The organism is Geomicrobium sediminis, from assembly GCF_016908595.1.
Classification (GTDB): Bacteria; Bacillota; Bacilli; order Bacillales; family Marinococcaceae; genus Geomicrobium_A; species Geomicrobium_A sediminis.
Genome location: NZ_JAFBEC010000006.1, coordinates 137,918 through 159,143, shown reverse-complemented (window position 1 = coordinate 159,143; position 21,226 = coordinate 137,918). Strand labels below are relative to the sequence as shown.

The 21,226-nt window shown below is 39.8% G+C and carries 24 protein-coding genes and 1 riboswitch; of the genes, 14 read left to right on the top strand and 10 right to left on the bottom strand.

Going from position 1 to position 21,226, the window contains the following annotated elements:
* Nucleotides 1-11: 11 nt before the first annotated feature.
* Nucleotides 12-623, bottom strand: a complete 612-nt coding sequence (locus JOD17_RS11325; RefSeq protein WP_204697835.1) for a hypothetical protein — start codon at nucleotides 621-623, stop codon at nucleotides 12-14.
* Nucleotides 620-1,387 carry an ABC transporter ATP-binding protein gene (locus JOD17_RS11320; protein WP_204697834.1) on the bottom strand — a complete coding sequence of 256 codons (768 nt, stop codon included), beginning with the start codon at nucleotides 1,385-1,387 and terminating at the stop codon, nucleotides 620-622. Before JOD17_RS11320 ends, JOD17_RS11325 begins: the two co-directional genes overlap by 4 nt.
* A gap of 126 nt (nucleotides 1,388-1,513) precedes the next feature.
* Between JOD17_RS11320 and JOD17_RS11315 the strand changes: the two genes are divergently transcribed.
* Nucleotides 1,514-2,416, top strand: a complete 903-nt coding sequence (locus JOD17_RS11315) for a glycine betaine ABC transporter substrate-binding protein (protein WP_204697832.1) — start codon at nucleotides 1,514-1,516, stop codon at nucleotides 2,414-2,416.
* Nucleotides 2,417-2,533: 117 nt separating this feature from the next.
* The gene (locus JOD17_RS11310) at nucleotides 2,534-3,445 is read left to right on the top strand and encodes a glycine betaine ABC transporter substrate-binding protein (protein WP_239575449.1); all 912 of its coding nucleotides are present in this window, start codon (nucleotides 2,534-2,536) and stop codon (nucleotides 3,443-3,445) included.
* Between the two features lie 105 nt (nucleotides 3,446-3,550).
* On the opposite strand, the gene JOD17_RS11305 is transcribed toward JOD17_RS11310, so the two are convergent.
* The 5 genes from JOD17_RS11305 to JOD17_RS21715 form a co-directional block, all read right to left on the bottom strand.
* Nucleotides 3,551-4,273 carry an AAA family ATPase gene (locus JOD17_RS11305; protein WP_204697830.1) on the bottom strand — a complete coding sequence of 241 codons (723 nt, stop codon included), beginning with the start codon at nucleotides 4,271-4,273 and terminating at the stop codon, nucleotides 3,551-3,553.
* A gap of 171 nt (nucleotides 4,274-4,444) precedes the next feature.
* Nucleotides 4,445-4,864, bottom strand: coding sequence for a GNAT family N-acetyltransferase (locus tag JOD17_RS11300; protein ID WP_204697828.1), 420 nt, complete (start codon nucleotides 4,862-4,864; stop codon nucleotides 4,445-4,447).
* 103 nt (nucleotides 4,865-4,967) lie between these two features.
* Entirely contained in the window at nucleotides 4,968-6,155 is a 1,188-nt protein-coding gene (locus JOD17_RS11295) for a class I SAM-dependent rRNA methyltransferase (RefSeq protein WP_204697826.1), read from the bottom strand.
* Between the two features lie 73 nt (nucleotides 6,156-6,228).
* Entirely contained in the window at nucleotides 6,229-6,402 is a 174-nt protein-coding gene (locus JOD17_RS11290; protein WP_204697824.1) for a hypothetical protein, read from the bottom strand.
* A gap of 98 nt (nucleotides 6,403-6,500) precedes the next feature.
* Nucleotides 6,501-7,184 (bottom strand): Na-translocating system protein MpsC family protein, encoded by a 684-nt coding sequence (locus tag JOD17_RS21715; RefSeq protein WP_204697822.1) that lies wholly within the window; start codon nucleotides 7,182-7,184, stop codon nucleotides 6,501-6,503.
* A 177-nt stretch (nucleotides 7,185-7,361) separates the two neighbouring features.
* On the opposite strand from JOD17_RS21715, the gene JOD17_RS11280 reads away from it, so the two are divergent.
* From JOD17_RS11280 to JOD17_RS11270, 3 genes are all read left to right on the top strand, one after another.
* Nucleotides 7,362-8,534 (top strand): GAF domain-containing sensor histidine kinase, encoded by a 1,173-nt coding sequence (locus tag JOD17_RS11280; protein ID WP_204697821.1) that lies wholly within the window; start codon nucleotides 7,362-7,364, stop codon nucleotides 8,532-8,534.
* A complete protein-coding gene (locus JOD17_RS11275) occupies nucleotides 8,506-9,159 on the top strand; it encodes a response regulator (RefSeq protein WP_204697820.1) in 654 nt (217 codons plus the stop codon). The genes JOD17_RS11280 and JOD17_RS11275 overlap by 29 nt, the downstream gene beginning before the upstream one ends.
* 113 nt (nucleotides 9,160-9,272) lie before the next feature.
* A complete protein-coding gene (locus JOD17_RS11270; RefSeq protein WP_204697819.1) occupies nucleotides 9,273-10,994 on the top strand; it encodes a Rieske (2Fe-2S) protein in 1,722 nt (573 codons plus the stop codon).
* A gap of 117 nt (nucleotides 10,995-11,111) precedes the next feature.
* On the opposite strand, the gene JOD17_RS11265 is transcribed toward JOD17_RS11270, so the two are convergent.
* Both JOD17_RS11265 and JOD17_RS11260 read right to left on the bottom strand, forming a co-directional pair.
* A complete protein-coding gene (locus JOD17_RS11265; RefSeq protein WP_204697818.1) occupies nucleotides 11,112-11,498 on the bottom strand; it encodes a hypothetical protein in 387 nt (128 codons plus the stop codon).
* Nucleotides 11,499-11,577: 79 nt separating this feature from the next.
* Nucleotides 11,578-12,015 carry an Lrp/AsnC family transcriptional regulator gene (locus JOD17_RS11260; protein ID WP_204697817.1) on the bottom strand — a complete coding sequence of 146 codons (438 nt, stop codon included), beginning with the start codon at nucleotides 12,013-12,015 and terminating at the stop codon, nucleotides 11,578-11,580.
* 128 nt (nucleotides 12,016-12,143) lie between these two features.
* Between JOD17_RS11260 and JOD17_RS11255 the strand changes: the two genes are divergently transcribed.
* Both JOD17_RS11255 and JOD17_RS11250 read left to right on the top strand, forming a co-directional pair.
* Nucleotides 12,144-12,554, top strand: a complete 411-nt coding sequence (locus tag JOD17_RS11255; RefSeq protein WP_204697816.1) for a carboxymuconolactone decarboxylase family protein — start codon at nucleotides 12,144-12,146, stop codon at nucleotides 12,552-12,554.
* A 559-nt stretch (nucleotides 12,555-13,113) separates the two neighbouring features.
* Nucleotides 13,114-14,076: an NADP-dependent oxidoreductase gene (locus JOD17_RS11250; RefSeq protein ID WP_204697815.1), complete on the top strand. Its 963-nt coding sequence runs from the start codon at nucleotides 13,114-13,116 to the stop codon at nucleotides 14,074-14,076.
* Nucleotides 14,077-14,498: 422 nt separating this feature from the next.
* Here JOD17_RS11250 and JOD17_RS11245 read toward each other — a convergent pair whose 3' ends face one another.
* Nucleotides 14,499-14,867: a Na-translocating system protein MpsC family protein gene (locus tag JOD17_RS11245; RefSeq protein WP_204697814.1), complete on the bottom strand. Its 369-nt coding sequence runs from the start codon at nucleotides 14,865-14,867 to the stop codon at nucleotides 14,499-14,501.
* 727 nt (nucleotides 14,868-15,594) lie between these two features.
* Between JOD17_RS11245 and JOD17_RS11240 the strand changes: the two genes are divergently transcribed.
* The 7 genes from JOD17_RS11240 to thiS all read left to right on the top strand — a co-directional run bounded on the left by JOD17_RS11240 (nucleotide 15,595) and on the right by thiS (nucleotide 21,223).
* Complete coding sequence (locus JOD17_RS11240) at nucleotides 15,595-15,831, top strand: hypothetical protein (RefSeq protein WP_204697813.1); 237 nt, start codon at nucleotides 15,595-15,597, stop codon at nucleotides 15,829-15,831.
* A gap of 53 nt (nucleotides 15,832-15,884) precedes the next feature.
* A complete protein-coding gene (gene ytvI, locus JOD17_RS11235; RefSeq protein ID WP_275581782.1) occupies nucleotides 15,885-16,934 on the top strand; it encodes a sporulation integral membrane protein YtvI in 1,050 nt (349 codons plus the stop codon).
* A 23-nt stretch (nucleotides 16,935-16,957) separates the two neighbouring features.
* Nucleotides 16,958-18,310, top strand: coding sequence for a TrkH family potassium uptake protein (locus JOD17_RS11230; protein ID WP_204697811.1), 1,353 nt, complete (start codon nucleotides 16,958-16,960; stop codon nucleotides 18,308-18,310).
* A gap of 23 nt (nucleotides 18,311-18,333) precedes the next feature.
* A complete protein-coding gene (locus JOD17_RS11225; protein ID WP_204697810.1) occupies nucleotides 18,334-19,005 on the top strand; it encodes a potassium channel family protein in 672 nt (223 codons plus the stop codon).
* A 150-nt stretch (nucleotides 19,006-19,155) separates the two neighbouring features.
* Nucleotides 19,156-19,262: riboswitch (TPP riboswitch) on the top strand.
* 83 nt (nucleotides 19,263-19,345) lie between these two features.
* Nucleotides 19,346-19,942: a thiamine phosphate synthase gene (locus JOD17_RS11220; protein WP_204697809.1), complete on the top strand. Its 597-nt coding sequence runs from the start codon at nucleotides 19,346-19,348 to the stop codon at nucleotides 19,940-19,942.
* Entirely contained in the window at nucleotides 19,942-21,060 is a 1,119-nt protein-coding gene (gene thiO / locus JOD17_RS11215; protein WP_204697808.1) for a glycine oxidase ThiO, read from the top strand. Before JOD17_RS11220 ends, thiO begins: the two co-directional genes overlap by 1 nt.
* Nucleotides 21,020-21,223 carry a sulfur carrier protein ThiS gene (gene thiS / locus JOD17_RS11210; protein ID WP_204697806.1) on the top strand — a complete coding sequence of 68 codons (204 nt, stop codon included), beginning with the start codon at nucleotides 21,020-21,022 and terminating at the stop codon, nucleotides 21,221-21,223. The genes thiO and thiS overlap by 41 nt, the downstream gene beginning before the upstream one ends.
* The last annotated feature ends 3 nt before the right edge of the window (nucleotides 21,224-21,226 follow it).

The window sequence follows — 21,226 nt, the reverse complement described above, 5'->3', positions numbered from 1 at the left end:
ATAGCTCCTCTTTACACAACATCTTGTCTTTTATGAATAGCGATGCCCCCAACTGAAACTGCAAAAAAGACAATGGCACCTACAATAAATGTAATGACTGAAAGGAATAATGGAACGACTCCTACAACATCTTCTAAGAACATACTCGTAATAGCTGTCACAAACGTCATACTCGTAACCGCTAAGAAAAACACAATAAACAAAACAATCCACCGTAACATGCCTTGAGGCATTATTTTCGAAATAGAAACCATAAGTGAAGAAACAATCATAATCATGACAAGGGTAGATACTAAATAGAACACATAGGACCCATCAATCGTTATTCCTGTAATTAGTCTTGCCACATTTTCAAAGACTAGCCAGAGCGAACCATAGAAGGTCAATGATAAGACTCTCCCATAAAAGATTTCCGAGCGACGTAGTGGCAACGAGTACATAAACCGATTCACACGGTTCTTTTCTTCCATTTGGATAAGTGCAATCGTCATCACATACACAATAATCAACGGACTAACCGTATTGTTAACGACACTAAAAAAACCTAAAATAAACGGAATTATAATGATCAATGGTAAGCCTGATCTCATCAACCACACTTCTAGCTTAAAGACACTAATCAATCGAGCTCACCACCTAAGTAGTAGTCATGCAAGTCTTCAAGGCTAATCATTTCTCCGTTGCCCTCTTCTTTCGGTACGATGCGTCCATTCGCATTTTTAGAGAAGCGTTCCTTTAATTCTCCTACTCGACCGTGAGCAAGCACAGCTCCTTCATCCATTAACCAAACCGTCTCCGCAAGTTCTTCCATATCAGAGAGAATATGTGAAGAGAAAATGATCGTCGTTCCTTCTGATTGAGCTTCTTTTAACAACCGAACCATTTCTCGTCGAGATTTCGTATCGAGCCCTGCAGTCGGTTCATCCAAAAGGATTAACTTCGGTCGATGAGCAAGCGCCATCGCAAAGCCTGCTTTCATTTTCATTCCTCTAGACAATTTCTTTATCTTTTTATTCGGATCAACATTGTACAGCGCTAACATTTCAAGATAACGCTGTTGGTCCCAATGCTTATATTGCTCGTTTAAGAATTTACCGAGGCGTTTGAGTTTCATGTCATCATACATTAATAAGTCGTCAAAGACGAAGCCGGCCTCTTCTTTCCAAACGCCCACTTCATCAATGTGGACACCATCATGATAACGGCGGATTTCCCCTTCTGTTGTCGTAATAAGGCCGAGGACAAGTTGCATCATTGTTGACTTTCCAGCCCCATTATTTCCAATAACTCCGAGGATTTCTCCTTGTTTAATCGATACATCAGGAAGCGTGAGCGTAAAATCTCCCCGACTTTTTCTCACTGATACAAATTCCAAGTGAGTGGTCATTTGTATACCTCACTTTCGATTTTCTTACTCTATTGAACCGTATTCTCCATTGACAAACAAGCGTAAAGGTTTATGATCAACAGATTAGGGGATATGAAACACAATACATAAGAGAGAGGTTTTTTAATGAAAAAAAGCTATGCACTACTTACAGCAGGAATGGCGATTGCGCTCGTAAGCGCATGTGGAGATAATGATGGAAACGAAACAACAGAAAACTCTGAATCAGAAACGAGTAGCGAAGAGATTCTGATTGGGTTTAACAACTATGCAGAAAGTATCGCAAAAGCCGAGTTGTTCGACCGCTTACTGACTGAGCAAGGCTACGATGTTTCGACTTCACAAGTAGAGAAAGCTTTTTTATTCTCTGGACTTGAAAACGACGAGATCGACCTTGGAATTTCTGCTTGGTTACCATTTACGGATCAGCAATTTTTAAGTTTCGATTCTGACAACATCGACACTCATGAAGAAGGATTGCTTTATGAAGGTACTGAAATGGGGCTTGTTGTTCCAGAGTACATGACAGACATACATACCATTGAAGATTTGAACAACTACGTCGAGGAGTTAAATGGACAAATTATCGGCATCGACCCTGGTGCATCGCTCTCAGCAATTACAGAAGAAGAAGTACTTGATCACTACGGGCTTGATGATTTCACTCTTCAAACATCTGCAGAACAATCGATGATTACTGCACTTGATACAGCATATAACAACGAAGAACCGATCGTTGTAACGCTCTGGAGCCCTCATTGGACGTTCGGGGAATACGATCTGAAATATTTAGACGACCCAGATCAAGTCTATGGCGAAGGTGATGATATTTACTATATGACTCGTCCTGGATTGGAATCCGAGATGCCCGAACTAATTGAATTCCTAAACCAAATCTACTTTACAGACGAACAACTTTCTGACTTACTCGTCCTACAGAGTGAACTAGGAAATGAATCAGCAGCCGTTGATCAATGGATGGAAGATTATTCGGATGTTGTTGATGATTGGATGAATACTGAATCATAACACAGTACAAACGCTTGTTACGACGATCGTAGCAAGCGTTTTTCTATATTCGCTTCCTGCTACAAAAGTTACAAAAAATAAGTATGTTATACTTATTTTTAGGAGGAGAGACTACATATGAAAAAATTTCACGTATTAACAGCTTCGACTCTAGCAATCATGTTACTTACAGCATGTGGAGACGATTCAGTAGACCAAGAAGAAAATGAAAACGCTTCGAACGAAGAAGCTACTGATGAGAGTGCTAGTGGTGACATTTCAATCGGTTTTAGTAATTATGCAGAAAGCACTGTTATCTCAGCACTTTGGGGAATTCTCCTCGAAGAGCAAGGATATGATGTAACCTTAAATCAAGTTGAAAAAGCCTTCTTGTTTTCAGGTGTAGAGAATGGTGAACTTGACCTCGGTTTTGCTCCGTGGTTGCCTTTTACAGACCAAGCTTATGTGCAACTTGACTCAGAAGTCATTGATGTTCAAGAAGACGGTGTGCTCTACGAAGGAACTGAGATGGGACTTGTCGTCCCGGAATATATGGAAGACTTGAACACAATTGAAGATTTGCAAGATTACGTTGACGAGCTTGATGGGACGATTACCGGAATCGACGGTGGCGCTTCTCTTACACAAATTACCGAAGACGATGTGATGGACCATTACGGACTCGACGACTTTGAACTTCTCACTTCATCTGAGCAAGCGATGGTATCTGCACTTGATACAGCTTACAACAATGAAGAACCGATTGTTGTCACCTTGTGGAGTCCACACTGGACATTTGGAGAGTATGACTTGAAGTACCTTGAAGACCCCGATGTCGCTTACGGTGAAGACGATGACATCTACTATATCGCTCGGAACGGTCTTCAAGATGAACAGCCAGATGTAATTGATTGGATTAATAATAGCTATTTTGACGACGATCAATTATCCGAACTACTACTCTATCAAAGCGAAGAAGAAAATGACGAAGCCGCCGCTAAACGTTGGATTGAAAACAACCAAGACTATGTTGATAGCTGGTTTGAATAAGTAGACAGTACCCCGCTCAAAAGGAGTGGGGCTTTTTCATTAAAAACAAACTTGTAAATCAAGTAGTTTATTCTTACTAGATCATTTGCGATCAAGCCTTTGTCGTTAACTGTCGCTGAATAATTCTGAAAGGAGCTTTTCTCTATTATCTAAAAATGCTTTTGTAATTTGATAATGATCGGTCTCTTCATACTCAATCTTAGAAATGTGATTGTCATCAAATGATAGAATATCTGCATCAGGATACCCTAATAAAATTGGTGAATGTGTAGAGATGATGAATTGTGCATTGCCTTTTGAAACCAAGTCATGCATGATTCTTAAAAAGGATAGTTGCCTTGTCGGTGATAAAGCTGCCTCTGGCTCATCCAACAAGTAAATAGCTTTCCCCTTAAAACGATGGAGAAATAAAGATATAAAAGACTCCCCGTGGGATTGATGGTGAAGCGAACGTCCGCCATAATCTCTAAAATTGACTTCATCTACATCATCAATGTGGGAAGCAAAATGATAAAAAGATTCTGCGCGAAGAAAAAAGCCATTTGTCACTTTAGGCAACCACGAAAGTCTGATGTAGTCACCGAGTACTGCTTTTGAAGCATGAACCTCATAGTTATTGTTACGCCCGCCTCCTGCTGTATTAAATTCACATACATCTGCAATACCTTCTAACAATGTAGACTTCCCGGAACCGTTCTCCCCTACAAAAAAAGTTATATTTTTCTCTATATTTAACTCGTGAAGATTTTTGATGACTGGTATTGAAAAAGGAAACTCATTAAACGAAGAAATGTTTGTCCGTAATAAGCTGATTTTCTTTAAGAACATGTATGATCACCTATTGAAAGAGTATCATTTCTAACGATTCGTGTGAAATTCAATCGCACTCGCGCGAAAAAGATTTACAAACATTAAAACGTTTATATGCAGTCAACTAATCACTCATTGTTTTTGATGCTCTTTAATGTTGCGTTGTCCCCTAAGTTCCTAAAACATCAGTCACAATCTCTTCCTCAACATGATCATCACATCACCAGATTCGTTCGTGTGCGTGCCTGTAATGCAAAATCCTGATCGAATGTTGAGCAGTAGCATAGCACGCCATCGGTTCATCGTCTTCGTTTCAACGTATGTAAACCCTCGCTTCTTCAATTCACGGTGTTGTGCCAAAAGCAATTGTTCTCCAATTCCCTCTTTTCGTCTCTCAGGATGAACACCGCCTAACCAACTATAAAATGAAGACTCATTTTGAGCGTATCCAAGCTTATAGCCAATCAGCTCTTCACCGTCCCAAGCCATCGTTGCAACAATCTCTGGTTTGAAGCGAAACTTCTCTACGATGTTATCACTGTCAAAAATCCGTTTATGTAATCCGTTTAGCTTTCCACGATCAATCTCTGTGCTCGTTACAATGTTCATCGGTGTTATCCTCTCTAGTTCGTGATAAGAATACAAAAGAAGCCGACTAGCGGAGGTGCTCGTTACACTACATGTCCGCCAATCGCGCTTCATGATCTTGCTCTTAATGCTTTCGAATGAACAATACTTTTAAATAACTTCCTTCAACGTACGCATTGGTCGTTTTAAAATCATCGGGTAATCCAAACTCTTCTTCAATCGTAAACGTTGAGTTCTCTGCTTTAAAGGCCTGCTCTACAAAACGTTTAAACTTATTCATCGGAACATTCGCTGCGTTTGTTGACGCAACAATGGTTCCACCGCTTCTTGTAATGGCAATCGCTTCTTGCAAAAGCCCTTTATAATCATTCGCAACACTGAACGTCTTCTTCTTTGAACGCGCAAAACTTGGTGGATCGATGACAACAAGATCATACGATAAGTCTTTTTTAAGTGCATAAGAGAAGTATTTGAATACGTCCATTACGATGATTCGTTCGTTTTCAACTGGAAACCCATTGACGAGAAATTGTTCTTCCGTTTTCGCTCGACTACGGTTTGCTAAGTCAACACTCGTCGTCTGTTTCGCCCCTCCAAGTGCTGCTGCCACCGAAAATGCACCCGTATAGGAGAATAAATTTAGAACGTCCTTTTCATATGCGTACTCGTCGCGAATTTTCTTCCGAACGTCTCGTTGGTCAAGAAAAATCCCTGTCATCGGCCCGTCATTCAAATTCACTGCAAAGTGCATGCCATTTTCTTGTACGAGCATTGGAAACTCCCCGCGCTCTCCAATTACAAAGTCATCTTCTCCCTCATACTTACCGTCCGTTGCAAAACGTTTTTTCTCATAAATACCGACCGGCGCAACGACTTTTTGCAACGCATGTATGATCTCTGATTTAAACGCGTAAATGCCCTTGCTATAAAACGTAACTACGCAATACTCTGCATAAACGTCAATCGTTAATCCACCTATGCCATCCCCTTCGCCGTTAAACAGTCGGAAAGCAGACGTCTGTTCATCTTCGCGAATGACCTTACGGTCGTTGAAGGCTTCTTGAAGGGCATTTGTAAAAAACACTTCGTTAATTTGTGTCTGTACATCCTTCGTTAAAACCCAACCGTGACCGATGTTTTGTTGGCCATAGTAACCTCGACCGACAAACCGACCTTGTTCATCTTGAAACGTGAGAAGTTCCCCTTCATTCACGTGATACGTTTCAGGTCTGAAATACGTTTTATATATGAGAAAGTTGCCTTTGCGAATTGATTTTACCGCTTCTTCGTTAATCTGAATTGTTGTTCCCATAAGTCTATTCACCTCGAATTGACATTATAGCATAGCAGATCAGCGAACTTCACATCGCAAGAGATCGTTTTGTTTATTTCGTGCAGTAAGGACAGTATTCATACCCTTTATCAAGACATTGCTTTAGTTCATCTTCATGATACGCCCCTTCCCTACCTTCAATCGGGCTATTGTGAAACTGACACTTATCTCTTACTAAGATTGAGCGATGAATGCTCTTTTTTGAATGGTCGATTAAATACTTCAAATTCTCATCCCCTCTAAAATAAAAAAAGCCAAAAAGAGGAGACGATGTCTCCTTTTTTTGGCTTATGTCCGGCTTTCTTTCCGGCTCATTTCTACCTGTTATTTTTTTGTGGTGACAAAAACAATGTAGCTACGATCACTATCAAAATCCCAATCCACATAAATATCTTCAATGGGCTGACCGAGCCATTGTTTAAAATCTCTTTGATGCAAAAGCCCTTTCTCGAGCTTTCGCTTCGTTAGTTTTAATTGCTCAACATAGCCTTCTTTAATCAATTCTTGCTCAATTCGTACAAGAATTCCAGAACGAATGATCACGAGTGTGCGATCATTCATATAAAAAGAATCAATTCTGTCTGGCTGTCTTTCAGCAATCCGACTAATCGTAGCAATTTCTTCGTGGATTGCTTTTCTATGATCATAATCTTCATAAACGGTATCTTTCTGTTGGACATCTACCGTTCCAATAATGATGCCTGATCGGTTCTCCAATGACCAGTCATAAAAAATCTCTTGTACAGGAACACCACATTGAATCCGAATCATTGCTTTCATCTCTGGTAGGATCTCTTCCATAAGTATATCACGGGATTCTTCAACTTTAGATCCACGCTCTTGTTTCAACAGCACCCGTTCCATTGGTGCTAAAAACTCTCGTAAATGAATTGAAAACATCGAGCCTTTTAATGTGACATAGACAGAACTAGGCCCTTTTCCGAAATGGTCACGCAATAATTTACCGACATAACTAGACATCTCTGATTCAACAGCTTGGTTGTTCACACATACTCATCCTTTATCTAAGATCAGGACAATAAATCCTAATCCATCTGCGATTGTAGTCGTTAATCTTCTCTTTTGTCAACGTGTCCAACTTCTTCCCTAACCATACCTACTTAAAACATTACACTGTTCAACCCTTCATCCCTCATCTAAACTAAATACAGGAGTTGATTTTTCATGCATGACCAACAAACCGAAACGTATCATTTCGCGCTTAACACCCAACGTGAAATCTCTGAAACGCTTAACCAAAGTACCGATATTTATGAAACGTTACAAAGTTCTTTAGAAAAACTTTTGAAAATGATGAATTTAACGACAGGGTGGATTTTCCTCGTCTATGATGAGCATCAGTACGAACTTGCTGCTCACCATCAACTTCCACCTGCTTTAGATGAAGATGAACAAACAGTCATGAGAATGGATCAAGGCTGTAGTGATTGTTATTGTCTCAACCGCTACAATGAGGATCGTCTTACAGAAGCGGTGCAATCCATTCGCTGTGCACGACTAACAGATGCAAAGAAGCTGAACCCAAACGCTGATACATCAGGCCTGACTCATCATGCAAGTGTTCCCCTCACCATTCGCGGTGCAAAAGTTGGTTTATTAAATTTAGCAACGCCTGGCATGAGAGAATTCAGAGACGATGAACTACTTTTACTCGAATCGGTTGCCTATCAAATTGGAGCGACTGTTGAGCGAATTCGTCTCTACAATAAGCAAAGTGACATGCTCATTACGAAAGAACGAACTCGGTTAGCACGGGACTTACACGACTCCGTAAAACAAAAATTATTCGCTCTTTCCTTAACAGCAAAAGGAGTGGAATCACTCAGTAAAGACGTTCCTACTATTCAAGAAGCCGTCAGTGACATCAGCACGCTATCTCAAGAAGCACTCTTTGAAATGCAAAGTCTTATTTGGCAACTCCGGCCTGAACATGAAGAAGATTCCGTATGCGATGCACTGGAGAAACAGGCCTTGCGTCTTGGTCTAAACGCCCACGTTCAATGTGCTTGTATTTCTTTAAACGAAACGGTTCAACAAACCTTCATAAAAATCGGTCAAGAGGCGATTTTTAACACATACAAACATTCAAAGAGCAATACGGTTAAGATCGAATTGAAAACACACGATGACATTGTAGTATTAACGATTGAAGATGAGGGAGTTGGTGGTGCCCTTACGATCCCGGGACGGTTCGGAATGAAAAGCATGCAAGAACGTGCCGCGCAAATTGGTGCTACGTTGTCCGTAGATAGCCCAACAAATAAAGGTACAAAAGTTGAAGTCCAACTTCATAAGGAGGTTACTTGTATTGAAAACGACTGTTTTACTCGTGGATGATCATAATGTCGTATTAAAAGGAATGCGGTTCTTTCTCGAGACGAAGAGTGATATTGACGTGATTGGTGTCGCAAATGACGGCGAACAAGCCTGTTCACTCGCCCTTCAAACAAAGCCAGACGTCATTGTCATGGACGTGATGATGCCAAAGCTAAATGGAATCGAAGCGACAGAACAATTAAAACAACTACTCCCAGAAAGCAAAATCATCATCTTAACGAGTTCACTTGAAAAAGAACATGTTATTCCTGCTATTCGTGCAGGTGCAGATGGATACCAATTAAAAGACATCGACCCTGACGACCTGTATCAAATGATCCAAAACGTTGCTATAGGCAACACACATGACGCGCTGCACCCTCAAGTGGCTCGGCAACTTATGACACATGTTGCAAAAGACGATGACTCAACAAAGTTTGCACAATTAACCGTACGTGAAGCGGAAATCTTGCGGCATGTGACACTCGGTAAAAGCAACAAGGAGATCGCATCTGACTTATTTATTACTGAAAAAACCGTAAAAACACATATGACGAACATTTTCTCAAAGCTTGACGTTCACGACCGAACACAAGCCGCGATCCTCGCATTAAAAAACCAATGGTATACCGACATTCAGACTTAGGTCTTACATTCGTGTAAGACCTTTTTTGTAGCGTTCTTTTAGTCATCAGCACGATGCGACCTCGCTGCTTTCCTTAGATAATAAAAGAAGAACGTCAAGGAGGCGGATGACAAATGAACTGGCAAAGAGCTTGTACGATGACCGCGTTACAAAAAGATCGAGTGAAAGTTGTTAAAGGTGGGATTGCCGTCTTTTTACACGAAAATCACGTGTTTGCCATCGATAATCGTTGTCCTCATATGGGATTTCCTTTACATATGGGGAGTCTTAAAAATGGAATCTTAACGTGCCAATGGCATCACGCACGTTTCGACCTTTCGAGTGGTGGAACGCTCGATCCTTGGGCGGATGATTTAATCAAATACGATGTAAACGTTCAAGATGGAATTATTTATGTAGATGTTTCCAGGAAAACCGATGATGTAACGACTTATCATTTAAATCAGCTACAAAAAGGGTTAGAACAAAACCTCAGCTTATTAATCGGAAAAGGAATTGTTGGATTATTAACCCATGACACGAAACACGTTCAAGATATTTTACATGCCGGGATCCACTTCGGAACAACCTCTCGTCATGCAGGCTTCGGGCGCGGGTTAACGACACTCGTTGCGATGGTAAATATTCTTCCGAAGTTATCACTACGAGTGCAAGTTCAAGCATTATACCAAGCACTCGTTATGGTTGCAGAAGATGCGTCTAATGCTAAATCAAAGCGAAAACTTCCCCCATTAACAACAAAAACCGAGATGAACGACCGTTGGTATGACTGGTACACCGATTGTATTAACGTCCGAGATGCTGAAGGTGCAGAACGAATCTTGCTTTCCGCTGAAAACACATTATCCAAAGAAGCATTGTCACAACTCGTATTCCGAGCCGTGACTGAACATTATTATATGGATGACGGGCACGTACTTGATTTTCACAATAAAGCCTTTGAAGCCATAGAACTGTGTGACCCTGAGTATCATTCCGACATTTTAGCGTCATTACCAATCATTGCAACGAGCGCTGAACGAAGCGAAGAAAAATCCCGTTGGCGTGCACCCGTCGATTATTATGAGCACGTCGAAACCGCACTTAAAGAAATTAAAACAAGACCCTTAAACGAGAATTCAACCTTTGATGAAGCAGACTTTTTAGCTACCTTGCTACAGTCACAAGATGGTAGTTCCATTGATGCGCTTAAGAACCATTATATTCAAGGCGTCCCGTTAACCAAACTAGCACAGATTATTACGTTAGCAGCAGCAACGCGCATCGTTCATTTTAGTACACAAAATGACTTTGATGATTGGAACACCGTATTGCATACGTTCTCCCATGCCCATGCTGTTCACGCAGCGTCACTAAGGTTTGAAGATCCCACATTAATTCGCGCGTTAATGCATACCGTTGTAAGTCTCTCACTTGATTCTTTCTTAAACATTCCAGCTGCAAAACGTCCAAAAGAAGTACAGCTAGAAGACGACCAACTCCATCACTTCTTAGATCTTTTTGACACACAACAACCGGTCGAAACTGCAGCATCTTGGGCAATAAGTTATTCCCATCAACACCTTGATGTACGTCCGCTCTTCGCGGCAATTGGCGAAGCGATGCTCCGTGAAGACGCAAAGTTCCACACTTTACAAATGTACGAAGCTGCATGCTTTGAATACGACGAATGGAACAAACAAGACGTACCATTCGCGAAAGAAGCCAAAGACACTCTTCTCATCGCTTTAACCCGCTACGTTGCCGCCCATTCCCCAACGCCAAGAGAGCTGCCACGTTTTGCCGATATTGCATGGCGTTTGCACCGCGGAGAGAAGGTGTTTGAGCAGGAATAAACGGTGGAATAAGGGTCATCCTTATCCCACCGTTCACTTTCAGCAGCTACTGTGGCTATGTGTGCCACAGTAGCTGCTTACTAATTAGAAACCGTAGTTTCAAAGTTGATGTTTCATTCAATTAGAATTTGTTATTGAAACTAGTAACTTTACGATTGCAGATGCTAAACAAAATATTGGCGTCAACAACAAAAAGAGCAAAGGCGTATCGTTAGCGCTCATCATACTTATCGCAACGATGATAACGATGACTACAATGGATAAAACAATCGGTCCTTTAACATTACCTAATTTAGCTACATAAAAATTCGCAGGGGCGATTATAAACATCGTCACTAATGCAATGCTCAAAAAAGATAGGATTACATTTATAACCGATTCATCTTGTGTAACTAAATGAATATCGTCACTATAACCATGTAAGAACCTTACAAAAAATGCATACAACACACTAACAACAATAGAAGTAAATGCCATGTCTACATACAACTGGTTTCGTTTCATAAGAGTACCCTTTCTCAATTATAGGGCTTTCTCGTCAGTGGCATTACATGAACTTGCTTCGGATAAATCAGCTTCGAATTTAAGAATTGTATGCTTGATTTGTCTCCACTTCCGAAAAAATAAAATGAGTAGCTGTTTGTGCGATTGGGCTGACTTCATCAATAAATTGTTCTGCATGGGCAAACGTTTCAAATTGCATTTTAAGCATATAACAAGCTGCTCCAGCAATTCGGTAACAGAATTCTACGTTGGGGAGTTTTTCGACATAGCGTCTAAATGCTTTATAGTCACCATCTTTTATCGTTGCTTCAATTATGCATTGAATCGGCAAATTCAATTTTTCATACTCCACGTCTAACGTATACCTCTTGATCACTCCGAATGATTCCATTTGCCTCACTCGTTCCGTCACAGATGGGGAAGATAAGTTAACTTTTCTCCCTAACGCACTCATGGATAAGCGACTATTATTGTGTAATTCATCTAAGATTCTTCTGTCAATATCGTCAATTTTCATTTTAAACGTTTCTCTCCTATAATTATTAATTCTAGAAATCAAATAAACGAAATTCATTGTAAATTTAATTCATTCTAGCCATTTCATTCACTATAATTTAATTTGACTATACCAAGGGGGAATAATATATGGCAAGAATTGATGAATCCAAAATCGGAGAAACTCCTTTTCAAAAACTACTTGGACATAATTCAGAGATTATGGAACGTTGGAACCAATTAGATAAGGCATTCGAAGGGCTGTCATCTAAACTCAGAGAACAAGTACGAAGAACGTTAGCTCAAGGTAACGGCTGTGATTATTGCAAAGCTAAAGGCAAACCAGATCCCTTAGAATACGATGAAAAAACTTCTATTGCAGTGGGATTTGCAGAAGTCTTTTTGAAACAAAAGGGAGGCATTGCGAACTCAACATTTGACGTTTTAAAAGAATCTTTTTCCGAAAAGGAAATTAGTGAACTGTGTGCATTTATCGCTTTTACAACCGCTTCGCAACATTTTGGTGCAATGATGAAATTGGAGCCCAGCACTAGAACTTAACGTTGAAAAACCCCTACACATCGACGATGTAGGGGTTAAAAAACTAGTAATATTCCCCCAAAGACCGGTTTGAGGTTACTAAATTAGTTCAAATGACAGCGCTACAACTCCAACTACGAACATCACACTGAAAAATATCGCGATTGCCATGAAAATATATGACCTGACTTTCTTTACTAATAACTTGTTTCTGTACCACTTTATATACAAAATCGCAGACAGCACTAGGAAAAGGAGCGATTCCAAGAATAATTGAATGACTATATTCATCATTAAAAAGCCTGATAAACTAAGCATAGGTATGACAATTAACCCGAATGCGAACCATAAAAAACCTTCCATCCTAAACAGTTTTTCAAACCTTTCTTCGTATGCAGTCATATAATTCCCACCTTAGTTCAGTACGCTAGTTCCCTTTTAATACATATACCCCGATTAATTGACCATCAATCTTACAGACGTTTTATCCAATACCGCAATCTATCTTTTCTGAAATTCATGGTTGAGGTGTAAAAACCAAGGCAAGCGGGAATGCAACTTGGACAGGAGGTTTTTACACATGAAAGGCATTGGAATTAATCATTACGGAGATGAACGTGAACTGACTGTCGTTAATCTACCTGATGTTACATTAGGCGCAAATGACGTGCGCATCTCACTTCGAGCAAGCGGGGTAAACCCAATCGATTGGAAATTACGTGAAGGGTATTTGAAAGACGCTTTAAACTTCCAACCACCACTTATTCTCGGTTGGGATGGCGCAGGAGTCGTTACAGAAGTTGGTGCTTCTGTGGATACCTTTGCAGAAGGAGATGCGGTTTACTTCCGTCCTGAGCTCACTGAATACGGTACGTATGCGGAAGAAATCGTTGTCGATTCTTCACTCGTACAACCAAAGCCAGAAGAGCTGTCCTTTGAGCAAGCTGCATCTCTTCCACTCGTAGGTTTAACGAGTATAGAAGGGTTGATTGATGTCGCAAACGTACAAGCTGGTCAACGCGTGCTCATTTTAGGAGGCAGCGGTGGTGTAGGTACGGCCGCCATTCAAATGGCTAAAGCTCTTGGTGCATACGTCACAACGACATCAAGCTTTAAGAATCGTGAATTTGCGAGTGCTCGTGGTGCAGATGAAGTCGTTGCCTATGATGAAGATGAAGTCATTCAAGGAGAGTTCGACGTCTTGTTCGATGCGGTTGGTGGTGCTCCTTATCACAAAGCGATTACTCATGTTAAAAATGGCGGTATTGCTGTAAGCATTGCAGGAGGCGGTAGCCAAAACGATGAGGTTAAGAAGATTGAAACGGAGAAGTTAATCCAAGTTCATAACATCTTTATGAATCCGACTGCAAACAAAATGAAACGACTTCACGAATTTGTGATTAAGAAAGACGTTTATCCGGTTCTCTCTCACACATACCCAATGACTGTTGAAGGTGCCAAAAAAGCCCATGTTGATAGTGCGAGCGAACGTACAAAAGGGAAAATTGTACTCGTGCGAGATGTAGATACGAAGGAATTTTAATAACGATTTATATACACTCTGATTCTAGAGATTTGGATAAGTTTTTGCTCTTCAAAGCGAATACTTTATCCGGTCTCTTTTTTGATAGATACGACAGAATATTCAGTTTTAAAAAGAAAGGAAACCGACTTGCTACTCGCACTATAAATCCGAAACTTTGTCACAATTCTAGTAGAGCAGATCCCGTGTTGTTGAACATTGTTGCACTTAAGAACTTACAAATTATAACAAATGTGGAACCCAATTCATTATTCCAATATTACAATCGTTCGGTATGTAAATTCAGGTATTACTGGTCCACCTTAACAATGAAATTCTACTTTTATCAACTTATGTGAACTACAAATATATATGGTTATTTAAATAGGAAGAAACACGACTTTACTACACTAAAGTTTAATTGAGAATGAAATAATCTATACTTACTCTAATAGTTCTTTCTCTAGGTTTTTATTAATCACAAAAATCTCCATGCGCTCACCAGTTTCTGTACTCAGATCACTATGACTTGTTAAGACTTCACATCCAGTTTTTTGTTCCACAATTGCTTTTAGATCTTCAATGTACATATCACGAAGTAACATTCTCATTTGTTTTACAAGATTTACACCGACAGAATGGTTAATTAAATGTTTTTCTTCGACTGTTAATACACCTTTAAATCTCGCGATTACCATGTCTTTTACGATATAAATTCTTGCTTCTTGTGGACCTCTACCAATTAGTTCTCGTTGAAATTTGATAAATGCTTCACTTAATTCGGATTCGAGTTGTCGCTTAATTGATTTCATAGTCTCCCGCCTCAATACAATGATAAAATTTCAAGGCTTATCTTACGCATAAGTCCTACTAGTTGTCAATATGTCATGGTTTTTAAACAGCATAGTAAATCAATGAAAATAAAAGAAAACTGTAGCATTAACATTATAATCAATCAAAATGACCTATTAAAGGTTCAAATGCTCCTTAATTGCTATTTGATTTTGTTGAGTTGAAGGCGTATGATTCTTTTCTAAGAAGCTGTTTCAACCAGTTTTGTAAAGAAAACGATACCGTATTGGAGATTTCTAGTTCTCACTCATTAGGACTTGAAATAGCCAAATGATCTTATATGAAAAAGTAAATCAGGAAGACAGAATGCATGAGAGGCTATTATGGCTTGTCAGGCATTAGGTAGACCGATGTTCTTTTTCTACAACTGTGCATAAGAAGTGTATGTATTACTCAACTTCTTAAGCGGATTGTGGAGAGGTGACATTGGTTTTTTTTATGACTACCTTACGATAAGTGATCGATTGGAGGAGAAGTGATAAGAGTATTAGCAGTATTACTAATCATAGGTATAATCCGACTCTTTTTAGGTCTATGGTTATGGAATTTATTACATGATACCCGTGATCACTCATGTAGGACATTTGAATAAAAAAGTATTTTTATGGAGGAGCCTGTCACAAAGGGATACGTATACCCTTTTGACGGGCTTTCTTTTATTTGAACAAACACGAAGGAGTATAATTTATGAATTTCTACGAATGTCACTTCCCGTTCTATGCGCTAATTAAGGCTAAAACGTTAAGACAAGCGAAGCAATTATATAAAAAAGAAGTATGGATTCAAGGAGGAGAAGATTGGCAGCTCATTTCGAAAGACACTGCAATCCTAAAGTATGGCATGCTTCGACGTGAACGTCATGAAGCTCAATTTTTAGTTATGGACCTTGATGGGCCTGAAGCAAAGATCATTATGGTGAAATAGCTGTTGCGTGTAAACATTCTCTGAATGACTTGAAGGTGAGGCGTAGAAGGAACATGGATGTCATAAACCAAAAGTACGTTAAATCTGGGTTATTACTATTATGCGGATGCTTAGGCATGTTCATCCTGCTTCCTGTCTCACTGCCTATTCTGTTTGCATTGATTACCGCAGCGATGTTGTTACCACTTGTCACTCTTCTTACTAGAATGATCCGTAACCGCGAAATATCTGTGTGGATCATTTATCTTACATTTTGGGCAGCAATCTTCATAGCAATAATTTCATTAAGTAATACATTACTAGATCAATTGGGAAGATTATTAAAAGAATTACCTGCATTTGCAGAATTACTTAATCAATGGTGGATTCAGATTCTGACGTTTATCGATACGTATACACTGTTTTCGTTTGAATTGAATGAAGTAATCTCAGAAAGTTCTAGTTGGAATTTCCAGTCATCGATTGAGCAGTTACAAATTATGGAATGGATTCAAGGAGCAATGAACCATTTTCCTTTAATCGTTTTCAATCTGATTTTTTATGTGATACTTCTTTTATTATTTATGCTAGAACTTCCAAAACTTGTGAAACGCACTTACGATGCTCTTCCTCGTGATTATGAAGTAAAGATTAAGAGCATGCTAAACAAGTTAAAAAAAGTATTTGTTGGTTTTCTCATCGCACAGTTTTTAATAGGAATACCAATTGTCGTCGTTACTTTTATCGGTTTGCTGCTGATCGTGCCAGAAGTTGCCATCATCATGACGTTAATCATTTGGCTAATCGATTTCATCCCGTTTATTGGTTCTATTGTTATTTTAGCTCCTTGGGCAAGTTATTCGTTAGTAACCGGGAATCAGGAAATGGCAATTCAATTACTCGTTCTTGCAGCAATTTTATTAATCATCCGTAGGACGGTCGAACCAAAAGTGATGGGTACACAAATTGGACTCTCACCACTTCTTACTATTGTCTCAATGTATGTCGGATTTGTCATGATTGGAGCACTCGGTTTTCTGATCGGTCCATTGGTCGTTATTGTCGTGAAAACAGCAATTGAAGTAAACGTGTTTTCTCAATCCAATACAGACAAGAACAGTTAACCAAATTGAGGAGTTTATTTATTGTGAATCCTAAGTTGACTCAACCATTCAAAACAATATCGTTCAATCCACCACAATGGATTATCGTTGGTTTTTTATTCTTAATAATTGTTGGATCGTTCTTGTTAGCAATGCCCTTCTCTTCGATCGGGAATGATTCACTTCCTTATATTGACGCTTTATTTATGGCGGTATCAGCTGTATGCGTAGTCGGATTGGCAACGATTGATGTTGGAACACAGTTATCAACAACAGGTCAGATCATTATCATGAGTTTGGTTCAACTCGGTGGGCTTGGATTTATGGTGTTCGGTGTTTCTGTTGCGATTATCTTAGGTAAAGTCATTGGCTTGAAGTATCGCTTGTTACTCCAACCATCGACTAAAACGTTTCAAACGAAGGGTATTCTTCGTTTGACACTTACAATCTTTCTAATGGCCATTACTTTAGAAGCGATTGCCGTCATTGTATTGACCTTGCATTGGCAAGACGAGCTAGGCTTTAGCAACGCTTTATATTATGGGATTTTTCATTCCATAACCGCCTTTAATAATGCGGGATTTAGTTTATTTACAGACTCAATGGAACGGTTCATCGGCGACCCCGTTGTGAATATCACCTTATCTGCATTGTTTATTATTGGCGGGCTAGGGTTCATGGTATTGGTTGATTTGTATAAGCAACGATCATGGCGAAAGCTTTCTCTTCATTCAAAAGTCGTGTTAGTAACATCTGCTTCTCTACTAATTGGTGGTTTTGTCTTTATATTAGGGATTGAATGGCTAAACCCTTCCACATCTGAACTTACCTTGCAAGAACGATTACTCGCCGCATATTTTCAAAGTGCAACACCACGAAGCGCAGGCTTTAATACGTTTGAAATAAGTTCGATGTTAGTCGCTTCGCAGTTCTTCATTATCGTACTCATGTTTATTGGGGCTTCATCTGGAGGTACTGGCGGAGGCATTAAAACGAATACATTTGTTGTTCTATTAATTGCAACTCTTAATACATTTAGAAGCGGTGATCAAGTTCATATTTTCAAACGAAGAATCGTTGTAGAAACCGTCATGAGAGCTCTTGCTGTTGTCATTAGCTCTTTACTATGGATTATTGCTGTAGCGTTGTTATTGTCCATTACAGAAGGGCTGCATGATTCTTATTTTATGATGATCTTGTTTGAAACCGTTTCTGCTTTTAGTACGACCGGGCTATCGATGGGACTCACTTCAGAGCTAAGTACTACAGGCAAAATCATTGTGATGATTACGATGTTTGTTGGCCGATTAGGTCCCTTAACAATGGCCTATGCATTAACGTATCGTCAAACAAAAAATCGAGTGAAATATCCTGAAGAAACGATTTTAATTGGGTAATTTAATAACAAGGAGTATGACAAATGAGGAAAGAATTTGTCGTTATTGGTTTAGGACGGTTCGGATTAAGTGTAGCTAGAACTTTAATTCAAAATGGGCATGACGTTTTGGCCATTGATCAAAATGAGCAAGTTGTTCAGGAAATCTCTTCAGACGCAACCTACGCTGTACAAATTGATGCCACTGATGAAGCGGCATTAGAACAATTAGGGATTCATAAATATACACATGCCATTGTAGGGATTGGTGAAGATTTAAAAGCGAGTATCCTCGTTACTTTGTTGTTAAAAGAACTTCAAGTTGGAACGATAACGGCAAAAGCAAAAGATGAGCATCACGGAAAAGTTTTATCCAAAATCGGTGCAGACCACGTTATCTTTCCAGAGATGGATATGGGTAAGCGGTTAGGCAATTTATTAAGTTCAAATAACCTTATTGACTACCTAGAATTGTCAAAGGAATATAATATTGAAGAAGTACGCGCTCCAAAAGGTTTAAACCAATGTTTAGTTAAGGATGTCAATCACAATAAGAAATACAATTGTACGATCATAGCAATAAAAAATCAGCAAGGAGAGGTAAACATATCTCCTAATGACACAACAATGATCAAAGAAAATGACGTTTTAATGATTGTAGGTAAACACGATGCTATTGAAAAAATCCATCATGATTTTGAAAAGCATGCAAGATGAGTGGACCTCAAATTGTAATAGACGTTCATCACTCAGCATTGATACGCATTATAGTCGGTAATAAATGAAACGAGAGTCTTCACTTCTCGTTTTTTACGTTCTTGACGAGGTCAAAACGCATTGCTATGATGACAATACATTAACTATACAAAAAACTACTAGGGGTGCCCTTATGTTATGGGCTGAGATGAGTGAAGACTCAAACTCTTGAACCTGATCTGGTTTATACCAGCGGAGGAAAGTAGATGATGCAGTGTTTTGTTTGAGTACGCAACAAGACGATTCTGCCGTCCTTTTCTCAAAGGGCGGCTTTTTTGTGTATTGAGGAGTTGAAATCACCATGAAATGGCATCTGATTACAGATGAACAAATCCCCTTCCATATTCAAGTACGTACGCTCAAACAATGCGCGAAAGAAGTTGAACTTCTTCACGTTCGCAATCAACATGCATCACTACAACGGTTACGCCAACAAATCGAACACTTATTACGTCTTGGATTTACGAAGCAACAACTGATCTTAAACTACCATACAGAAGCGGCAATCGCTTGGGGGTTAGGTGGCATACATCTTAAAGAAACACAGGTTGACCAGTTGCATGATTTAAAAAAAGCACACCCAACCATGACGATCGGTGCTTCAGTTCATGATTTAAATGCCGCACAATACTGCTCGGAACATGGAGCTGATTATGTATATGTGGGGCATGTTTTTGATACTCCTAGCAAACATGGCACACCTGGACGGGGATTAGATTTCTTACAAAACATCACATCCAATGTATCGGTGCCCATTTACGCAGTTGGAGGCGTGACGACTCATAGCGCCACTCAATGCCTTGAAGCAGGAGCACACGGGGTTGCGGTCATGTCTGCAATCTGGCAATCAGATTCCCCAAAAACAACTGCACGTCAATTTACGAAAGGTGATCAATAATGAATCAACGAATGTATGACGTCATCATTATTGGAGCTGGAATTGTCGGTCTTTGCACAGCATTTTACAGTGCCAAGGCTGGTTTACGCGTCGCACTTCTAGATCGCTCCACCCCAGGTAGTGGAACAACGTCGAAGGCAGCAGGCATGCTCGGGATACAAGCTGAATTTCGTTCACCGAATCCACTCTATCATTTGGCCAAAGAAAGCATCGCCCTTTATAAAATACTTACCGACGAGCTTCTAGAATATCAGACGACCTCTCTTGGTTGGACTTCTTCTGGTGCCATTAAACTTGCGTTCACACATTCTGAGCACAATCAGTTGTCTGACATTCAGTCTTGGCAAGTGCAACATGGTGATCCTGCTGAATTGCTAGACCAACAATCTCTGCAACTTCTTGCACCTGCCGTCAATAAAGAAGCTTGTGCAGGTTTGTATTTTCCAAATGAAGCTCACGTTCAGCCTAAACAGGTTGCAAGAGCCTTTGAGCACTCATTATATGAATTAGGCGTAGACGTATTTCCTTATACGACGGCTACTTCCGTCTCAACAAACCGAGTGACGACACGGACCGATACACTTTATGGCGAACAGATTGTCATTGCTACAGGTCACGAATCTTTCGCAAATATCCCTTGGCCTGTAACTCCCGTCAAAGGAGAAATCATCAAAGTACGACCTCGACGACAGTTAAGTAAACAAACGATCTTTTACAATGGCTGGTACGCTGTGCCAAAACAAGATGGTGAATGGCTACTCGGCGCAACGTCAACGCAGAGTGAAGATACGACGATTTCCGTAAATGGTGTCTTGGAATTACTCACGAACATTCAAGCTTTTTTACCTGATCTTAGAGATAGCGAGATCACAGCAATGTGGTCTGGAATACGCCCGAAAAGCATAGTAGATTCCCCTTTCATATCGCCCCACCCGACACTTCACAGCGTGTGGTTAGTAAGTGGACATAACCGTAATGGCATCTTACTCGGTCCAATCACTGGAAAACGTGTCACAGAACGCTTATTAGGCAATGAAGTAAATGATGCGTTCACTTCAATAAAGGTAGGTGAGCACAGTGAACATCATCATCAATCAGAAAAATCACAATTTACCTGATTCAATATCAAGCATTCAAGAATTGCGTCGTCATTTTAATTTGCTAGCGACGAACGTCATGATTGAACACAACGGCGTAGCACTTACCGCCGACCAACAAGGCCAAATTCAATTAGAATCTGGCGACAAAATTGAAATTGTTCGATTTGTAGGAGGAGGATAACAA

Coding starts and splice junctions, on each gene's coding strand:
- JOD17_RS11270 (WP_204697819.1), top strand. CDS start 9,273: ATGAACTGGCAAAGAGCTTGTACGATGACCGCGTTACAAAAAGATCGA.
- JOD17_RS11315 (WP_204697832.1), top strand. CDS start 1,514: ATGAAAAAAAGCTATGCACTACTTACAGCAGGAATGGCGATTGCGCTC.
- JOD17_RS11245 (WP_204697814.1), bottom strand. CDS start 14,867: ATGAAATCAATTAAGCGACAACTCGAATCCGAATTAAGTGAAGCATTT.
- JOD17_RS11310 (WP_239575449.1), top strand. CDS start 2,534: ATGAAAAAATTTCACGTATTAACAGCTTCGACTCTAGCAATCATGTTA.
- JOD17_RS11240 (WP_204697813.1), top strand. CDS start 15,595: ATGAATTTCTACGAATGTCACTTCCCGTTCTATGCGCTAATTAAGGCT.
- JOD17_RS11280 (WP_204697821.1), top strand. CDS start 7,362: ATGCATGACCAACAAACCGAAACGTATCATTTCGCGCTTAACACCCAA.
- thiO (WP_204697808.1), top strand. CDS start 19,942: ATGAATCAACGAATGTATGACGTCATCATTATTGGAGCTGGAATTGTC.
- JOD17_RS11300 (WP_204697828.1), bottom strand. CDS start 4,864: ATGAACATTGTAACGAGCACAGAGATTGATCGTGGAAAGCTAAACGGA.
- JOD17_RS11255 (WP_204697816.1), top strand. CDS start 12,144: ATGGCAAGAATTGATGAATCCAAAATCGGAGAAACTCCTTTTCAAAAA.
- JOD17_RS11260 (WP_204697817.1), bottom strand. CDS start 12,015: ATGAAAATTGACGATATTGACAGAAGAATCTTAGATGAATTACACAAT.
- JOD17_RS11250 (WP_204697815.1), top strand. CDS start 13,114: ATGAAAGGCATTGGAATTAATCATTACGGAGATGAACGTGAACTGACT.
- JOD17_RS11225 (WP_204697810.1), top strand. CDS start 18,334: ATGAGGAAAGAATTTGTCGTTATTGGTTTAGGACGGTTCGGATTAAGT.
- JOD17_RS11305 (WP_204697830.1), bottom strand. CDS start 4,273: ATGTTCTTAAAGAAAATCAGCTTATTACGGACAAACATTTCTTCGTTT.
- JOD17_RS11265 (WP_204697818.1), bottom strand. CDS start 11,498: ATGAAACGAAACCAGTTGTATGTAGACATGGCATTTACTTCTATTGTT.
- JOD17_RS11220 (WP_204697809.1), top strand. CDS start 19,346: ATGAAATGGCATCTGATTACAGATGAACAAATCCCCTTCCATATTCAA.
- JOD17_RS11320 (WP_204697834.1), bottom strand. CDS start 1,387: ATGACCACTCACTTGGAATTTGTATCAGTGAGAAAAAGTCGGGGAGAT.
- ytvI (WP_275581782.1), top strand. CDS start 15,885: ATGGATGTCATAAACCAAAAGTACGTTAAATCTGGGTTATTACTATTA.
- JOD17_RS11295 (WP_204697826.1), bottom strand. CDS start 6,155: ATGGGAACAACAATTCAGATTAACGAAGAAGCGGTAAAATCAATTCGC.